The organism is Kocuria sp. U4B (assembly GCF_054875615.1).
Genome location: NZ_CM142180.1, coordinates 1,922,593 through 1,940,199, shown reverse-complemented (window position 1 = coordinate 1,940,199; position 17,607 = coordinate 1,922,593). Strand labels below are relative to the sequence as shown.

General features: G+C 72.5%; 14 protein-coding genes and 2 tRNA genes. 13 read left to right on the top strand and 3 right to left on the bottom strand.

The genetic code is table 11. The annotated features are described in order from the left end of the window. The first annotated feature begins 29 nt into the window (after positions 1-29). From recF to ACYSMR_RS09165, 8 genes are all read left to right on the top strand, one after another. Entirely contained in the window at positions 30-1,262 is a 1,233-nt protein-coding gene (gene recF / locus ACYSMR_RS09200) for a DNA replication/repair protein RecF (protein ID WP_461744736.1), read from the top strand. Continuing rightward, entirely contained in the window at positions 1,259-1,921 is a 663-nt protein-coding gene (locus ACYSMR_RS09195; RefSeq protein WP_308222193.1) for a DciA family protein, read from the top strand. The genes recF and ACYSMR_RS09195 overlap by 4 nt, the downstream gene beginning before the upstream one ends. A 359-nt stretch (positions 1,922-2,280) precedes the next feature. Beyond that, positions 2,281-4,353 carry a DNA topoisomerase (ATP-hydrolyzing) subunit B gene (gene gyrB / locus ACYSMR_RS09190; RefSeq protein WP_309124902.1) on the top strand — a complete coding sequence of 691 codons (2,073 nt, stop codon included), beginning with the start codon at positions 2,281-2,283 and terminating at the stop codon, positions 4,351-4,353. A gap of 88 nt (positions 4,354-4,441) precedes the next feature. Beyond that, positions 4,442-7,150, top strand: coding sequence for a DNA gyrase subunit A (gene gyrA / locus ACYSMR_RS09185; RefSeq protein WP_461744733.1), 2,709 nt, complete (start codon positions 4,442-4,444; stop codon positions 7,148-7,150). After that, positions 7,147-7,704 carry a DUF3566 domain-containing protein gene (locus ACYSMR_RS09180; RefSeq protein WP_251333680.1) on the top strand — a complete coding sequence of 186 codons (558 nt, stop codon included), beginning with the start codon at positions 7,147-7,149 and terminating at the stop codon, positions 7,702-7,704. The genes gyrA and ACYSMR_RS09180 overlap by 4 nt, the downstream gene beginning before the upstream one ends. Before the next feature lie 94 nt (positions 7,705-7,798). Continuing rightward, a tRNA-Ile gene (locus ACYSMR_RS09175) sits at positions 7,799-7,872 on the top strand. 167 nt (positions 7,873-8,039) lie between these two features. Next, positions 8,040-8,115: transfer RNA gene (locus tag ACYSMR_RS09170), tRNA-Ala, on the top strand. Positions 8,116-8,277: 162 nt separating this feature from the next. After that, positions 8,278-9,120 (top strand): Nramp family divalent metal transporter, encoded by an 843-nt coding sequence (locus ACYSMR_RS09165; protein ID WP_461744731.1) that lies wholly within the window; start codon positions 8,278-8,280, stop codon positions 9,118-9,120. Positions 9,121-9,200: 80 nt separating this feature from the next. On the opposite strand, the gene ACYSMR_RS09160 is transcribed toward ACYSMR_RS09165, so the two are convergent. Beyond that, positions 9,201-10,034: a hypothetical protein gene (locus ACYSMR_RS09160; RefSeq protein ID WP_309124905.1), complete on the bottom strand. Its 834-nt coding sequence runs from the start codon at positions 10,032-10,034 to the stop codon at positions 9,201-9,203. Positions 10,035-10,193: 159 nt separating this feature from the next. Between ACYSMR_RS09160 and ACYSMR_RS09155 the strand changes: the two genes are divergently transcribed. The 4 genes from ACYSMR_RS09155 to ACYSMR_RS09140 all read left to right on the top strand — a co-directional run bounded on the left by ACYSMR_RS09155 (position 10,194) and on the right by ACYSMR_RS09140 (position 14,184). Continuing rightward, positions 10,194-10,739 (top strand): peptidylprolyl isomerase, encoded by a 546-nt coding sequence (locus ACYSMR_RS09155; protein WP_251333678.1) that lies wholly within the window; start codon positions 10,194-10,196, stop codon positions 10,737-10,739. A 193-nt stretch (positions 10,740-10,932) separates the two neighbouring features. Next, positions 10,933-11,727, top strand: coding sequence for a rhomboid family intramembrane serine protease (locus ACYSMR_RS09150; protein ID WP_461744728.1), 795 nt, complete (start codon positions 10,933-10,935; stop codon positions 11,725-11,727). Positions 11,728-12,064: 337 nt separating this feature from the next. Continuing rightward, positions 12,065-12,757 (top strand): response regulator transcription factor, encoded by a 693-nt coding sequence (locus ACYSMR_RS09145; protein ID WP_251333676.1) that lies wholly within the window; start codon positions 12,065-12,067, stop codon positions 12,755-12,757. Between the two features lie 35 nt (positions 12,758-12,792). After that, positions 12,793-14,184, top strand: coding sequence for a sensor histidine kinase (locus tag ACYSMR_RS09140; RefSeq protein ID WP_461744725.1), 1,392 nt, complete (start codon positions 12,793-12,795; stop codon positions 14,182-14,184). A 25-nt stretch (positions 14,185-14,209) separates the two neighbouring features. Here the strand turns inward: ACYSMR_RS09140 and ACYSMR_RS09135 are convergent, their stop codons facing one another. Together ACYSMR_RS09135 and ACYSMR_RS09130 are read right to left on the bottom strand one after the other, a co-directional pair. Further along, on the bottom strand, positions 14,210-15,028 hold the full coding sequence (locus tag ACYSMR_RS09135; RefSeq protein ID WP_461744723.1) for a GntR family transcriptional regulator: 819 nt from the start codon (positions 15,026-15,028) through the stop codon (positions 14,210-14,212). A gap of 263 nt (positions 15,029-15,291) precedes the next feature. Continuing rightward, positions 15,292-16,155: an MSMEG_6728 family protein gene (locus tag ACYSMR_RS09130; RefSeq protein ID WP_461744721.1), complete on the bottom strand. Its 864-nt coding sequence runs from the start codon at positions 16,153-16,155 to the stop codon at positions 15,292-15,294. A gap of 82 nt (positions 16,156-16,237) precedes the next feature. Here ACYSMR_RS09130 and ACYSMR_RS09125 point away from each other — a divergent pair, with 82 nt between their 5' ends. Further along, the gene (locus tag ACYSMR_RS09125; protein ID WP_251333672.1) at positions 16,238-17,530 is read left to right on the top strand and encodes an MFS transporter; all 1,293 of its coding nucleotides are present in this window, start codon (positions 16,238-16,240) and stop codon (positions 17,528-17,530) included. Positions 17,531-17,607 lie beyond the last annotated feature (77 nt).

The window sequence follows — 17,607 nt, the reverse complement described above, 5'->3', positions numbered from 1 at the left end:
GCCCGGACTCGGAAGCTGCTGACCCCGGCGTGTTCGTCGACCACCTCTCCCTGCTCGACTTCCGGACGTATGCCCATCTCGACATGCGTCTGGAGCCCGGGATCACCGTGTTCCTCGGGCCGAACGGCGTGGGCAAGACGAACATCGTCGAGGCCCTGGACTGGACCGCCGACCTCGCCTCCCACCGCGTCTCCTCCGACGGTCCGCTGATCCGCTTCGGCGCCGAGCGCGCCATCGTCCGGGTCCGGGTGCGGCGCGGCGGGCAGCAGACCGTGCTGGAGTTCGAGCTCAACGACGGCCGGGCCAATCGCGTGCGGATCAACCGGGCGGCCCCCGTCCGGGCGCGGGACGCGCTCGGGATTGTGCGCACGGTCCTGTTCTCGCCCGAGGACCTCGCGCTCGTGAAGGGCGACCCCTCGCACCGCCGCCGCTTCCTCGACGACCTGGCCAAGTCGATGCGCCCCGTCCTGGCCGGCACCCTGGCCGACTACGAGAAGGTCCTCCGGCAGCGCAACGCCCTGCTGCGCTCGGCCCGCTCGAGCGGACGCTTCACCGCCACGCACCGTTCCACGCTCGCGGCGTGGAACGACCAGTTCGCCCGCGCGGGGGCCACCATCCTGCACGCGCGCCTGCAGCTGCTCGACGCCCTCGCCCCGCAGGTCGCCACCGCCTACGGCCAGCTCACCGACGGCAGCAAGCAGACCACGCTGCGCTACGTGTCCTCGGTGCTGCCGGAGAGCGCCGGCGGCGACGTCGCCCGGCTGCGCGGCTTCTCCCCGGCCGACCTGCACCAGCTGGTCCTGGAGGCGTGCGAGAGCTCGGAGCAGCGGGAGGTCGAGCGGGGGATCACCCTGCTGGGCCCCCACCGGGACGAGCTCGAGCTGCTGCTCGGCGAGGCCCCGGCCCGCGGCTACGCCTCGCACGGGGAGACGTGGTCCTACGCCCTGGCGCTGCGCCTGGGCTCCTGGTACGTGCACCTGGCCGACGACCCGTCGGAGGGCGCGGCGCCGATCCTCGTCCTCGACGACGTCTTCGCGGAGCTCGACGCCCGGCGCCGGAGCCGGCTCGCCGCGATCGTGGCCTCCGCCGAGCAGGTGCTCGTGACGGCCGCGGTCGAGGAGGACCTGCCCGCCGAGCTCGTCGCCGGCCCCCACGGCGTGGTGCGGGTGGGGCCGGGGACCGCCGAGCGGGCGGACGATCCGGCCGGTGGACAGCCCGCCGATCCGACCGCCGAGCGGGCGGGGGAGGGGCCGCCGGCGTGAGCGGGGACGGGCGCGAGGACCCCGCCGCGCAGGGCGCGGCCGAGGGCACCGAGGCGGCGGCCGAGGAGCACGTCGTCCGGATCGAGGACGAGATCGACGCGCCGGCGGCCCTGCTGGAGCGGATGCGCCGGGCCGCGGAGGCCCGGGGCGACGGGCGGCTGCACGGAACGGCGGCGCGGCGCAACCTCAAGGGCTTCGGCGCGGCCATGGAGTCCGCGACCGCCTCGCCGGCCGAGCGCCGCCGGCGGGGCAACGACGTGGACCCCCGCGCCCTCGGGGGCTACTCCGGGGCGGGCCGCTCCGCGCGGGACCCCCGCGGCGTGGGCTCGGTCCTGGACTCCCTGGTGGCGGGGCGGGGGTGGAAGGCCCCCGTCGCGGTCGGCTCCGTGCTCTCCCGGTGGGACGACCTCGTGGGCCCGGGGATCTCCGGGCACTGCCGCCCGGAGAGCTTCGACGAGACGGTGGTGCGGGTCCGGTGCGACTCCACGGCCTACGCCGCGAACCTGCGGCTCATGGTCCCCCAGCTGCTGCGCACCTTCGACGAGCAGCTGGGGGAGGGGATCATCACGAGGATCGAGATCCTGGGGCCGGCGGCGCCGAGCTGGAAGCGCGGCCGGCGGTCGGTGCGCGGACGGGGGCCGCGGGACACCTACGGGTGAGCGAACCCCGCCCGGCGCGGTCCGGGACTGCTGGACGGGCCTGTGGCGCTCCGCGCCCCCCGGGGAGCGTCCCCGTGGTGGTGGAGCCCCCGAAAATACGTCCTGAGGCCGTTCTCCGGCCGCTGAAGGGCATTTGCGGGCGCGCCGAGCCTCCCGTTTTCCGGTAGAATCGTTCTCAGACAGGAATCGACGGACCGGGCCCCCGCGGCCGATCGCGGCACCCCCGCCCGCGGCGCGGGCACCCGGCCACGTCGAACCGCTCCGACACCGCAGAACCGATGAGCCGCCGCACGTCTCATCGGCGTCGTCCTGTGCTGTCCGGAGCGGCCGCGACGCCCAACAGGAGGAGCCAGCAACCCGTGGCAACAGAGGAACCGCAGAAGCGCGAGTACGGCGCCGGTGACATCACCGTCCTGGAGGGGCTCGAGGCCGTCCGGAAGCGGCCCGGCATGTACATCGGATCGACCGGCCCGCGCGGGCTGCACCACCTCGTCTACGAGGTCGTCGACAACTCCGTCGACGAGGCCCTGGCCGGCTACTGCGACCACATCGAGGTCGTCCTGCAGGCCGACGGCGGGGTCAAGGTCGTGGACAACGGCCGCGGCATCCCCGTGGACATCCACCCGACCGAGGGCAAGCCCACCGTCGAGGTCGTCATGACGATCCTGCACGCGGGCGGCAAGTTCGGCGGTGGCGGGTACGCCGTCTCCGGCGGCCTGCACGGCGTGGGCATCTCCGTGGTCAACGCCCTCTCCCGGCGCGTCGAGACCGAGGTCCGGCGCCAGGGGCGCGTGTGGCGGATGGCGTTCGCCGACGGCGGCGTGCCCCAGGGCCCGCTCGTGCCGGGGGAGGAGACCGGCGAGACCGGCACCACCCAGGTCTTCTACCCGGACCCGGCGATCTTCGAGACCGTCGACTTCGACTTCGAGACCCTGCGGGCGCGCTTCCAGCAGATGGCGTTCCTCAACAAGGGCCTGAAGATCACCCTGACCGACGAGCGGCACCAGGACGAGTCCGGCGAGGAGATCGCGGGCTCCGCGCCCAACCCCGCCGCCGAGCCCGTCGAGGGCCGCGACGGCGGCACGGACGCGCCCCAGCTCAACCACCCGGGCCACGACGCCGCCGGCCACCGCCGGGTCGTCTACAAGTACGACCACGGCCTGCTGGACTACGTGACCTTCCTCAACACCACCAAGAAGTCCGACCTCGTGCACGAGGACGTCATCGCGATCGAGTCCGAGGACGCCGAGCGCAGGATGTCGCTCGAGCTGGCGATGCAGTGGACCACGGCGTACAGCGAGTCGGTGCACACCTACGCCAACACGATCAACACCCACGAGGGCGGCACCCACGAGGAGGGCTTCCGCGCGGCCCTGACCTCGCTCGTGAACCGGTACGCCCGGGAGAACAAGCTGCTCCGGGACAAGGACGAGAACCTCACGGGCGACGACGTCCGCGAGGGCCTGACCGCGGTCATCTCGATCAAGCTCGCGGAGCCGCAGTTCGAGGGGCAGACCAAGACCAAGCTCGGCAACTCCGAGGCGAAGGCCTTCGTCCAGCGCGAGGTCAACGACCGGTTCGGGGACTGGCTCGAGCGCAACCCCGCCGCCGCCCGGGAGATCATCCGCAAGGCGATCAACGCGTCGCAGGCGCGGCTGGCGGCCCGCAAGGCCCGCGAGACCACCCGGCGCAAGGGCCTGCTGGAGTCCGGCGGCATGCCCGGCAAGCTCAAGGACTGCTCCTCCAAGGACCCCTCGGTCTCCGAGATCTACCTCGTGGAGGGCGACTCCGCGGGCGGCTCCGCGGTCCAGGGCCGTGACCCCGCGCACCAGGCGATCCTCCCGCTGCGCGGCAAGATCCTCAACGTGGAGCGCGCCCGCCTGGACCGGGCGCTGTCCAACGCCGAGGTGCAGTCGATGATCACGGCCTTCGGGGCGGGCATCGGCGACGACTTCAACATCGAGAAGGCGCGCTACCACAAGATCGTGCTCATGGCGGACGCCGACGTGGACGGCCAGCACATCACCACGCTGCTGCTGACGCTGCTGTTCCGCTTCATGCGCCCGCTCATCGAGCACGGCTTCGTCTATCTCGCCCAGCCGCCGCTGTACCGCATCAAGTGGTCCAACGCCCCGCACGACTACGTCTACTCGGACGCCGAGCGGGACGAGGTCGTGGCGCGCGGGCTGGCCAACAACCAGCGCCTGCCCAAGGACAACGGCATCCAGCGCTACAAGGGCCTCGGCGAGATGGACTACACCGAGCTGTGGGACACCACGATGGACCCCGACCGGCGCACCCTGCTGCAGGTCACCATGGAGGACGCCGCCGCGGCGGACCAGACGTTCTCCGTGCTCATGGGCGAGGACGTGGAGTCCCGCCGCGAGTTCATCCAGCAGAACGCCAAGGACATCCGGTTCCTCGACATCTGACCCGCGACATATGCCTGGCTGAGCATGCACCACGGCTCGCCGGCGGACGCGGAGCACCGGGAACCAGCAGACAGAACGGAAAGACCTCATGAGTGACGAGACCCAGGACGGGCGGACGCCGGACGACGCGGCGGCCTCCGGCGACCTCGAGAACACCCCCGTGCTGACCGACCGCGTGGAGCAGGTGGACCTGCAGACGGAGATGCAGCGGTCCTACCTCGACTACGCGATGGCGGTCATCGTGGGCCGGGCCCTGCCGGACGTCCGCGACGGGCTCAAGCCGGTGCACCGCCGGGTGATCTACGCGATGTACGACGGCGGCTACCGGCCGGAGCGCTCCTTCAACAAGTGCGCCCGCGTGGTCGGCGAGGTCATGGGCCAGTACCACCCGCACGGCGACTCCGCGATCTACGACGCCCTCGTGCGCCTGATCCAGGACTGGGTCATGCGCTACCCGCTCGCCCTCGGCCAGGGGAACTTCGGCTCTCCCGGCAACGACGGCGCCGCGGCCCCGCGCTACACCGAGACCAAGATGGCGCCCATCGCCATGGAGATGGTCCGGGACATCCACGAGGAGACCGTCGACTTCCAGGACAACTACGACGGCAAGAACCAGGAGCCGGCGGTCCTCCCGTCCCGGTTCCCCAACCTGCTCGTCAACGGCTCCTCGGGCATCGCCGTGGGCATGGCCACCAACATCCCGCCGCACAACCTGCGCGAGGTCGCGGACGGCGTGCAGTGGTACCTGAAGAACCCGGACGCCTCCAGCGAGGTGCTCCTCGAGGAGCTCATCGCGCGGATCAAGGGCCCCGACTTCCCGACCGGCGCGCAGATCCTCGGCCGCAAGGGGATCGAGGATGCCTACCGCACCGGCCGCGGGTCCATCCCGATGCGCGCGGTGGTCAACGTGGAGGAGATCCACGGGCGCACCTGCCTGGTGGTCACCGAGCTGCCGTACCAGGCGAACCCGGACAACCTGGCCATGAAGATCGCCGACCTCGTCAAGGACGGGCGGATCACCGGGATCGCCGACATCCGCGACGAGACCTCGGGGCGCACCGGTCAGCGCCTCGTCATCGTGCTCAAGCGCGACGCCGTCCCGAAGGTCGTGCTGAACAACCTCTACAAGCACACGCAGCTGCAGGACAACTTCTCCGCGAACATGCTCGCGCTCGTGGACGGCGTGCCGCGCACGCTGAGCCTCGACGCGTTCATCCGGCACTGGGTCACCCACCAGATGGACGTCATCGTCCGCCGGACCCGGTACCGCCTGCGCCAGGCCGAGGCCGAGGCCCACATCCTGCGGGGCCTGCTCAAGGCGCTCGACGCCCTCGACGAGGTAATCGCCCTGATCCGCCGCTCCCCGACGGCCGACGACGCCCGCTCCGGGCTCATGGGGCTGCTGCAGATCGACGAGGACCAGGCGCAGGCCATCCTCAACATGCAGCTGCGCCGGCTCGCGGCCCTGGAGCGGCAGAAGATCGTGGACCGCCACGCCGAGCTCGAGCGGCTCATCGCGGAGTACACCGAGATCATCGCCTCGGAGGAGCGCCAGCGCGGGATCATCGCGCAGGAGCTCGACGAGATCGTGGCCCGCTTCGGCGACGACCGCCGCTCGGAGATCATGCTCGGCTACGGCGGCGACATGTCGATGGAGGACCTCATCCCCGAGGAGGAGATGGTCGTGACCATCACCCGCGGCGGATACGTCAAGCGCACGCGCTCCGACCAGTACCGGTCCCAGCGCCGCGGCGGCAAGGGCGTCAAGGGCGCGCAGCTGCGCGGCGACGACGTCGTCGAGCACTTCTTCGTCACCACCACCCACAACTGGATCCTGTTCTTCACGAACCTGGGACGGGTCTACCGCACCAAGGCCTACGAGCTGCTCGAGGCGGGCCGGGACGCGAAGGGCCAGCACGTCGCGAACCTGATGGCCTTCCAGCCGGGGGAGCGGATCGCGCAGGTCATGGAGCTGCGCTCCTACGACGACGCACCGTACCTCGTCCTGGCCACCCGCAGCGGCCTGGTCAAGAAGACCCGCCTGGAGGACTACGACACGAACCGCTCCGCGGGGGTCATCGCGATCAACCTGCGCGACGGCGACGAGCTCGTCTCCGCCCAGCTGGCCTCCGCCGAGGACGACCTGCTGCTGATCTCCCGCAACGGCATGTCCCTGCGCTTCACCGCCACCGACGACGTGCTGCGCCCGATGGGCCGGGCCACCTCGGGCGTCACCGGCATGAAGTTCCGCGACGGCGACGAGCTGCTGTCCGCCAACGTGGTCACCGACGAGTCCTACGTGTTCGTGGTGACCGAGGGCGGCTACGCCAAGCGGACCAAGGTCGACGAGTACCGGGTGCAGGGCCGCGGCGGCCTCGGCATCAAGGTCGCCAAGCTCGCCGAGCAGCGCGGCCGCCTGGTCGGCGGGCTCATCGTCGGCGAGGAGGACGAGGTCCTCGTGATCATGGAGGCCGGCAAGGTCGTGCGCACCAGCGCCTCGGAGGTCCCCGCCAAGGGTCGCGACACCATGGGCGTGATCTTCGCGAAGCCCGCCCAGGGCGACTCGATCGTGGGCGTGGCCCGCAACGCCGAACGCGAGATCGCGGAGGAGGTCGACGCCGAGGCGGTGGCCGAGGTCGACGTGCAGCTCGACGAGACCATGGAGACGGCCGACGTCCTGGACGCCGAGGAGGCCGGCCTCCAGGAGGCCGAGGTGCTCGAGCCCGTCCCCGGAAGCGGGGACGCGGACGACGATGAAGTAGCGTTGGACGCGAAGAACAACGGAGGTAACGCATGAGCTCGAGTTCCGGCTCCAACGCCGCCGGCAAGTCCGGACGCGCCCCCCTCGCGTCCGCGCCCCGGACGAGTCCCGCCCCGGTGCGCCCGGCGTCGGGGACCGCCCCGCAGAAGGCTCCCGCCGCCCGGCCGGCGGCGGGCCCGAAGCCCGGGGCCTCCACCAAGGGCCTGGTCCGGCCCGCCCCGCGCCCGCGCGTGCGCCGGGCCCGGCTGGTCGTCTCCAAGGTGGACACCTGGTCGGTGCTCAAGCTCGCGTTCCTGCTGTCGGTGGCGCTCGGGATCATCACCGTGGTCGCCTCGGTGGTGCTGTGGATCGTCCTGGACCTCACGGGCCTGTTCGACGGCATCAACGAGCTGCTCGGCATGCTGGGCGGCACGGGCGGGGCCCTGGACATCAAGGACTTCCTGTCCCTGGGGCAGGTGGCGATCTTCGCGACGATCGTCTCCGTCGTCAACGTCATCCTGCTGACCGCGCTGTCCGTGCTGGCCGCGCTGCTCTACAACATCGCGGCGGCCCTCGTGGGCGGCGTCGGGGTCACCCTCACGGACGACTGACCCCGCGGATCCCGGGGCGCCGGCCCGTGCCCGGGCGATTTGGCACGGGTCGGCAACTCGGGTATCGTTTCTTCTCGGTCCGCAAGGGCTGGAAGGGCGTATAGCTCAGACGGTTAGAGCGCTTCGCTGATAACGAAGAGGTCCCAGGTTCAATTCCTGGTACGCCCACGGTTCCCAACACTGCCAGGCCAGGAGGCGGTCGTGAACAGGAAATTGGCTGCGACAGTGGCTCTGATCGGCGCGTCCGTCGCGGTGCTCACGAAGCTGCGCGAGGCCGATGCCGACCGCACGGCCTGGGCCGACGCCACCGACGAGGTGGAGTAGCCCGGAACTGCGGGGACGTGGCGCAATTGGTAGCGCATCTGCTTTGCAAGCAGAGGGTTAGGGGTTCGAGTCCCCTCGTCTCCACCACATCCGATCCCGATCGAGCACCCGCTCGGTCGGGATTTTTCCTGCCCGGGCGCGTCCGGTGCGCCCCGCCCCGCCGCGCGCCGGGGAAATGCGACCCGTGGCACGCCGGTCGCAGCGCCTCCAGGCCGTCCCGGGCCGGGGGCCGGGACGGCCTGGAGAGGCATGCAGCAGGACGACCACGCCATGAAGGCGCTCGCCCCCGCGCCGGGCGTCGACCCGGACGAACCCCTCGAGAAGGTCAGCGGCTGGAAGATCGTGGGCCCCGGACTGGTCGTCGCGGCCACGGGCGTGGGCGCCGCGGACCTCGTGGCCACCCTCACCGCCGGCTCCCGCTTCGGCCACGGCCTGCTGTGGGCCGTGGTGCTCGGGACCGTCCTCAAGGTCGTCCTCGTGGAGGGCGCCGGCCGGTGCTCCCTGTCCACCGGGCGCACCATCTTCGAGGGCTGGCGCCCGCTCGGGAGGTGGACGACCGTCTACGCGGTGACCGGCATCTTCGTGATCGCCATGCTCGTCATCGGCGTCGAGGTCCTCCACTCGGCCGGCTACGCCATCAGCGCCGGCGACGAGGGCCTGCTCGACCTGGCCGACGTCCTCCAGGAGCGCTACGTCGGCCCCGTCGGCCCCGTCTTCCTCGTCGGCTTCTGGGCGGCGTCGTTCTCGTCCGTGGTGGGCGTGTGGTCCGGGGTCTCCCTGATGTTCGCCGACTTCTGGGGCAACATCCGCAACAAGCCCAGCGGCCACCCCGACACCCTCACCGGCGGCAGGTACTTCAAGTTCTACCTGGTCTGGCTCACCTTCCCGCCCATGGCGCTGCTGGCCCTCGGCAAGCCGGTGTTCCTCATCCTCCTCTACGGCGTGCTCGGGGCGCTGTTCATGCCCTTCCTCGCCTTCACCCTGCTGTGGCTGCTCAACACCCGGCGCACCCCCGAGCGCCGGCGCAACGGCGTGTTCACCAGCGTGGCGATCGCCGTGTGCGCGGTGCTGTTCACCGCGCTCCAGGGCTGAGCACCCGACCGGACCCATGCGGAAGGCCCCGCCCCCACGAGGGGGCGGGGCCTTCGAGGTCCTCCGGGCTCAGCGCCGGATCAGGCCTCGTCCTTCTTGCCCTGGATCTGCTCCTTGACCTCGTGGATCGTGGTCTTGGCGTCCTCGCCGATGCTCTTGGCGTTGTCCTTGACCTCGGAGGCCGCCCCCGACACGCCGCCGGGCTGGCCGGCCGGGGTGGTGGCGTCCTCGACGTCGTCGACCTGCACGCCGGTGCCGGCGGCCACGGTGCTCTGCTGGGCCACCGGGGACGCGGTCACGCGCGGGGACGTGGCGGCCGGGGTCTTCCAGGGGTCCTCGACGGGGCGCGAGGCCTTCCACGCGGCCACGCCGGCCGCGCCGCCGGCCACGAGCAGGCCCAGCACGAGCAGGCCCTTGTGCGAGCTCTCGGCCTTCTTCTGCTGCTTCGCGTAGTCCTTGGCGACGCGCGCGGCGGCCTTCTTCGCGTTGGCGACCGCCTTCTTGTCCCCGGTCAGCCGGGTGACGATGGCCTCGAGCTGCTCCGGGGTGTCCGCGTCCGCGAACTTGCCGGCCAGCAGGGCCGCGGCGCCGGCGTACTTCGCCTGCATCGCCGCGCGGCTCTCGGTGGCCCGGTCGACGGCCTTCGCAGCGATCGGGGCCGCTGCGGCCGCGGCCTTCAGCTTCGCGGAGTCGGACATCTCGTGGGCGCGGCCCAGGCTGTCCTGCACCCGGGGGCCCGCGGCGGCCACGCCGCCGGCCAGCGCCGCGGCACCGGCCTCGATGCCGTGCTGCAGCTTCGGCGCCAGCTCGCCGATCTCCTTGGACGCCCACGCGCCGGCATCCAGGACCTTGCTCTCCGCAGCCGCCTGGGCCGCCGCGGTCGTCTTCTCGCTCTTGGACATCTTGAAGCTCATGAATCCATCCCTCCTCGGGTCGTGACAATCCAGTGTCAGCATACGGGCAGGGGTTCGGCGCGTGGAGGCCCCGCCGCGCGATCCCGCGGCTTTTCACTGTGCGCTGAACGGGACCGGGGCCCTTGGGAGGGCCTCGGCGCCCCGTGCAAGAATGACCCCATGACTTCTGCCATCCCCACCGCCAAGGCGACGATCCACACCAACCACGGTGACATCGTCGTGAACCTCTTCGGCAACCACGCCCCGAAGACCGTCAAGAACTTCATCGGTCTCTCGGACGGCACCCAGGAGTGGAGCGACCCCCGCACCGGTGAGAAGCAGTCCGGTCCCCTCTACAAGGACGTGGTCTTCCACCGCATCATCCGCGACTTCATGATCCAGGGCGGCGATCCGCTGGGCCAGGGCATCGGCGGGCCGGGCTACGAGTTCGACGACGAGATCCACCCCGAGCTCGACTTCAACCAGCCGTACGTCCTCGCCATGGCCAACGCCGGCAAGCGCAACGGCCGGGGCACCAACGGCTCCCAGTTCTTCATCACCACGGCCCCCACCACCTGGCTGCAGGGCAAGCACACGATCTTCGGCGAGGTCGCCGACGACGCGTCCCGCAAGGTCGTCGACGAGCTCAACGGCGTCCGCACGGGCGCCATGGACCGCCCCGTCGAGGACTGCGTGATCACCTCGATCGACGTCGAGCAGCTGTAGTCCCGAGCACCGGGTCCGACCAGGACCTGCGTCCCCCGCCCCGTGCGGAGCCGGGGACGCGCGGCGCAGGCCCGCCCGGAACGATCCGGGCGGGCCTGCGCCGTCCCGTTCCAACGACCCCCCATCGACGTCGCCGCGATCCCCGGTGGCGTCCGACGACCCGGCCCCCGGGGCCGATCCGTGAGGAGTTCCAGTGAGCGGCGAGCGACCGCAGTACGGCACGTCCACCGGGGGGCAGGTCCCCGTGTGCCCCCGTCATCCGGACCGGCCCAGTTACGTCTTGTGCCAGCGCTGCGGGCGCCCCGTGTGCCCCGAGTGCCAGCGCTCGGCGGCCGTGGGGGTGCACTGCGTCGACTGCGTGCAGGAGGCCGCGCGGTCACGGCCCGCCTACCGCACGAGCCTCGGCGGGCGCGCGGCCCGCGGCTCGGCCATGCTCGTCACGTGGTGGCTGATCGGGGCCAACGTGGTGGTGTACGCGCTGCAGTGGCTGGCCCTGGTCGTCGGGGTGGGCCTGCTGCAGCTGTTCGCCTACGCGCCCGTGACCACCACGTCCGAGCCGTGGCGGATGCTGACGAGCGGTTTCCTGCACTCGACGACCAACCCGCTGCACCTGCTCCTGAACATGTACACCCTGTACCTGTTCGGGCAGATGCTGGAGCCGGCCCTGGGCCGGGCCCGGTTCCTGCTGCTGTTCGGGCTCTCCGTCCTGGGCGGCTCCCTCGGCGTGCTGCTGCTCGCGTCCCCGTACACCCTGGTGGTCGGCGCCTCGGGCGGGATCTTCGGCCTCTTCGGCGCCCTCTTCGTGCTGCAGCGGCACCTGGGCCAGTCGATCACCCCGATCGTGGTCCTCATCGGCGTGAACCTCGCCTTCGGCTTCCTCTTCCCGGGCATCGCCTGGCAGGCGCACCTGGGCGGTCTCGTGACGGGGGCTCTCGTGGCCTTCGGGTACACGCTCACGCTGCGCCGGGGCCGCGCGCGCGGGCGCTGAGCCCGGACCCCGGCCCTGTGCTGCGGACACTGTCCACAGCGGTCGTCCACAGCTGTCGACAACTTACACGCGTGTGTTTCCACAGCTGTGCACAGGTGTGTGGACGCTGTTCCCGAGCGGTCCACACCTGTTAATAACGCTGTGGAGAGCCGTGCGTGCACATCGTTCTCCACAGCTGTGGACAACTTAATGCACTGGGTGGGGAGAAGATCCCCGGGCCGTCCTGTCCCGGCGGGGCGGCGTCCTCAAGAACTTCTCAGCGGCCGTGCGGGACACTGGAGGAGCTCCGCCGGCCGGGCGGGGCGGCACGGGACGGACACGAGGACGGAGGGCACGGGTGCGGGTGCTGCTGGTCGAGGACGAGGTGGACCTCGCGGAGTCGCTGCGCCGCGGCCTGCGCAACGAGGGGTTCGTGGTCGACGTCGCGCACGACGGGATCACCGGGGCGTGGCTCGCGCGGGAGAACCCCTACGACGTCGTCGTCCTGGACCTCATGCTCCCGGGCAGGAACGGGTACACGATCCTGGAGGAGATGCGCGCCGCCCAGAACTGGACGCCCGTGCTCATGCTCACGGCCAAGGACGGCGAGTACGACCAGACCGACGCGTTCGACCTCGGGGCCGACGACTACCTCACCAAGCCCTTCAGCTTCCTCGTGCTCGTGGCACGGCTGCGGGCGCTGATCCGCCGCGGCGCGCCGGAGCGGCCGGTGGTCCTCACCGCCGGGTCGCTCCAGCTGGACCCCGTGCGCCGCACGGTGACCCGGCGGGGCCAGGCGCTCGAGCTGACCGCCAAGGAGTACGTGATCCTCCAGTTCCTGATCCAGAACAAGGAGAAGGTCGTCTCCAAGCTCGAGATCATGGACAACGCGTGGGACGCCAACTTCGAGGGCTCCGAGAACATCGTGGAGGTCTACGTGGGCTACCTGCGCAAGAAGATCGACGCCCCGTTCGGGCTCTCCACGCTGCAGACGGTCCGGGGGATGGGCTACCGCCTGGTGCCCGACGACCTCCCGGACCCCGCGCCGTGACCGGCCACCGACCGCTCCTCCTCGCACGGTGGGGCGTGCGGGCGCGGAGCACGGCGGCCGCCGCCCTGCTCATCCTGCTCGTGCTGGCGGTGACCGGGGGAGTCCTGCTCGACGTGCTGGGCCGGTCCGCCGTCACCGCCGCCCACGAGCAGGCCCTCTCGCGGCAGGGCGAGATCCTGCGGGAGTTCGCCCTGCCGCGCGACGGCAGCCGCGACACGGGCGTCCCCGCCGTGTACACGAGGGCCGACCTCGGCGAGCTGGCCCAGGGCCTCGGTAGGCCCGGCGTGGTCGTGCAGCTGCAGGACGAGGACGGAGAGGTGGTCGCGGCCTCCCCGCCCGCCGCGCGTGCCCTGGAGCTCCCGGTGCCCGGTGTGGCGCCCGGCGAGTCCTACGACTCGGCGCGGGACGACTCCGGGGGGCTCGAGGGCACGGACGAGTTCGTGTATGTCGCATATGGCATGTACGTCAACGACGTGCCGTACGTCATGGTCGTGGCGGTGCCCATGTCGCTGCAGCAGGACGTGGTGCGCGCCGTGGGCCTCTTCCTGCTGCTGGGAGGGCCCCTTCTCGTCCTCCTCGGCGCCGGTCTGATGTGGTTCCTGGTGGGCCGCTCCCTGGCCCCGGTGCGGCGGATCACCGATCAGGTGCGGGGCATCGGCACCGCGCGGCTCGACGAGCGCGTCGACGTGCCGCCGACCTGGGACGAGATCGCGGTGCTCGCGACCACGATGAACGGCATGCTCGACCGGCTGGAGTCCTCCGACCGCGCGCAGCGGCGCTTCGTGGCGGACGCCTCGCACGAGCTGCGCAGCCCGCTGGCCACCCTGACGACCACGATCGACGTCGCCGCGACGGACCCCTCGGGCGCCGCGTGGACGGAGTTCTCGCCGGTCCTGAGGTCGCAGGCCCGGCGGATGGGCCGGCTCGTGGAGGACCTGCTGACCCTCGCGAAGGTCGACGACGCCGGGCTGAGCCTGCGCGTCGCCGACACCGACCTCGACGAGGTCGTCGCCGAGGAGGTCGCCCGGATGCGGCCGGCGGCGCGGCACGAGCTGCGCGTGCACGTGGAGCCGGTGCGCATCCGGGGGGACGCCGCGCGGCTGCAGCAGGTCCTGCGCAACCTGCTCTCCAACGCGGAGCGGCACGCGGCGTCGTGGATCGCGGTGTCGCTGTCCGCGGAGGCGGAGCACGCCGTCGTCACCGTGGACAACGACGGTGACACCATCGCCCCCGCGGACCGCGAGCGGGTCTTCGAGCGGTTCGTGCGCCTCGACGGCTCACGGGCGCGGGACACGGGCGGGTCCGGGCTGGGCTTGGCCATCAGCCGGGAGATCGTCGCCGCCCACGGGGGCACGGTCGCCGCGGCCGAGGACCCCGGCGGACACTGCCGCTTCGTCGTGCACCTCCCCCTGTCCCGGGAGGACTGAGGAGGGCGGGATGGTCGCGCGGTGGTCAGTAGTCGGCCACGGCGTCGTCGCGCACCTGCTCGGCCAGGGCAGCGACCTGCTGCTCGGGCGTGCCCCGGGCGCGCAGCGCCTGGGCGATCAGCAGGGCGGCCGTGTGGAGGAGGTGCTCGCGCATCGCCGCTCCGGCGCCCTCCTCGTCGCGCTCCAGGACGGCGTGGACCAGGGCGTCGTGCTCCCCGGCCACGACGGTCGGCGGGCGCAGGGTCGCATCCGCAACGACCGTCAGGAAGGAGGTGGTGGTGCGCAGCCGCGCCACCAGCTCGGCCGCCTGCCGGTTGCCGGCCAGGTGCAGCAGGAGCCGGTGCAGACCCTCGTCGGCCTCGGTGGACGCCTCCGCGTCGCCGGTGCGGGCGGTCGCGTGCAGGGTCTCCCACTGGGCTCGGACCCGGCCCAGCTCCTCGGCCGGGGCGAACCGGGCGGTGCGGCGCGCGGCGGGGACCTCGAGCGCGATGCGCACCGCGAAGATCTGCGCGACGTCGTCGGGGCTGACGTCGACGATCTCGAACCCGCGGTTGCGGTGGAAGCGGATCAGCCCGGCCTCCCCCAGGCGCAGGAGGCCCTCGCGGACCGGGCTGCGGGAGACGTTCATGACGGAGGCCAGCTGCTGGACCGAGTAGAGCCGGCCCGGCTCCATCTCCCCGGCCGTGATGGCCCGGCGCACGGCCGTCATGACCTGCGCGGCGAGAGAGCTGCCCGTTGTCGCGGTCACGGACGGCAGGATCGGTGCAGCGGCCCCGGTGTCGGCGTGCTGCCCGGTGCGGGGCCCCGTGGACAGGGCTGCGCCGGGGGCCCAGGGGGCGGTCATGGGCCGACAGCCCGCTCGGCGGGGCAGCCGGCCGGCCGGCCGGCACCCGGTCCGGGGCGGTCGGTGACCATGACGGTCCCGGTCGCGGGGACGTGGAACCCTCGCATGCGCACCTCCTCGGGGCCGGCGCGGAGAGCGCGCCGGGTGGGTGACATGCTACCCATGGGATACGGCCAGGGATCCCCCATGACGGAGAATTAACCCTTCGGTAACAACGGAGCCTCAGGCGCCGAGGCCGCCGGACCTCCGGACGCTCGCGGCGCTCACGCCTCCCGGTCCTCCCCGGCGGTCGCAGGAGCGCCGGTGGTGCCGACGGACCCGGCGGGAACCGCGAAGAGGGGACGCGGGGACTGCAGCCGTGCCGGTTCCGGGAGCTCGCGGCGCAGCACCCGGTCCACCCGCTCGAGCTCGAGGGAGAACCCGGCGACGGCATGGTGGACGTTCTCGGCGAGCACGGCCCGCTCCACGACCTGCTCGGGGCCGGGGGCCCCGTGGAGCAGCAGCACCGGCTCGCCCTCCCGCAGGTCGTGCTCGATCCGTTCCAGGGCGTGGACCCAGTGGCTCTCCCGGATGCCCTCGGGCACCCGGAAGGGCACGACGACGGCGGCCCCGGCCTCCTCGTGCGCTCCGGGGCCCAGGACCCAGGCGCGGTGGCCGTGCCCCGGTTCCGTGAGGTGAGCGCGGCCCTCCGCCGGCACGGGCCAGACGTAGTCGAGCCCGGCAGGGTCCTCCGGGAACAGCGGGCGGTAGAAGTCCTCGTCCTTGCGGAGCAGGTTGGACCGGTGCGAGCGGTGCAGGGCCTCGTCCCCGAGCCACGGGGGCGGCCCGGAGACGCCGTCGTCCGGACTGCGGTCCCACTCCTGCGGGGCGAACTCGCGGATCTGCCACCCGGTGCTGTCGGCGCCGCCGCGGGCGGTCCACTCGTCCACCATCGCCCGTCCGTAGGCCACGAGGGCGGGGACGTGCTGGGACCACATCGCGGTGGCGGGGTGGCGGAACCACCCGTAGCCGGGCACGGTCGCGGCGCGCAGCACCTGGAGGGTCTCCACCCGCTGCTTGCCGAGCCGTCGGCGGTCGAGCACGCGCGCGGAGCGGGCGAAGTCGGGGTACGGGAGGAAGGTCTGCACCTCCCCAGTCTGCTACGGATCGGGCCGCGCCGACCACCGCGCGGCCGCGGAGCCGCGGGAGCCTGCTCCCTAGACTGGTGCCATGCCCCTGCCCCGCGCGCTGGCCCCCTTCCGGCTGGGCCAGTACCGTGTGCTCGCGTCCGCCATGTTCGTGAGCGTCTTCGGCACGGGGATGTGGGCGGTCGCCCTCGTCCAGCAGGTCGTCCGCCTCGGCGGGAGCGCGGTGGACCTCTCCGGGGTGACGGCCGTCGGGGCCCTCGGCATCGTGGCCTTCGTGCTGGTGGGCGGGATCGCCGCGGACCGGCTCCCGCTCGCGGCCGTGCTGCGGGTGGTCGAGGCCGCCAACGCGGTGACCGCCCTGGCCGTGACCGTGCTGTCCCTCACCGGGGTGCTGCGGCTGTGGCACCTGGCCGCGGCGGCGTTCGTGTTCTCCGCGACCCTGGGCTTCTTCTACCCCGCCTACTCGGCCTCCCTGCCCCGGATCCTGCCCGCGCACCAGCTGCTGGCCGCGAACGGCACGGAGGGCACCGCGCGCCCGCTGCTGCAGCAGGCCGCCGGCCCCGCGGTGGCCGGGGTGCTCATCGGGATCTCGGCGCCCGCCGGCGCCGTGGCGCTCATCGCGCTGTGCCACGCGGTGGCGTTCCTGCTGCTGCTGCGGCTGCGCATGCCGGACGAGCCCGCGCGGGACGGGCCTGCGGAGGCCGTGGCCGGGAGGACAGCAGGGGAGGAGACGACCGGGGGGAGGGCCTCGTCCGTGGGAGAGGACCTCATGGAGGGCGTGCGCTACACCCTGCGCACCCCGTGGCTGCTGTGGACGCTCCTGTGGGCGGTGCTCGCGGTCTTCCTGCTGCTCGGCCCGCTGGAGGTCCTGGTGCCCTTCATCGTGCAGGAGCGGCTGGGCGGGGACGCCTCCACCTTCGGCTACCTCCTGGCCTGCTACGGCGGGGCGAGCGCGCTCGCGTCGCTCGCCGTCGCGTCCCTGCCGCTGCCGAGGCGCTACCTCAGCTGGATGATCGGGCTGTGGGGGCTCGGCACGCTGCCCTTCGGGCTCGTGGCCACGACCGACTCCTTCGGGGTCATGGCGCTGTGCCTCGCCGCCGTGGGCGCCGGGGACGGGGCCGGCATGGTGCTGTGGGGCACCCTGCTGCAGCGCCGCGTCCCGCGGCACATGCTCGGGCGGGTCTCGAGCCTCGACTTCTTCGTGTCGATCGCCCTGATGCCGGTCTCGATGGCGCTCGCCGGGCCGGTCGCCCAGGTGGTCCCCCTGCCGGTGATCTTCTGGACGGTGGCCCTCCTGACCCCGCTGCTGGGCCTCGCCGCCCTGTGGGCGGGACGGATGCGCGAAGACGAGCTGGCGCACCCCCTGGCGGGCTGAGCGGCGCCCGGAACGCGGCGAGGGGCGGTGCCGTGCGCGGACCCGGGAAGGTCCGCGCACGGCACCGCCCCTCGCCG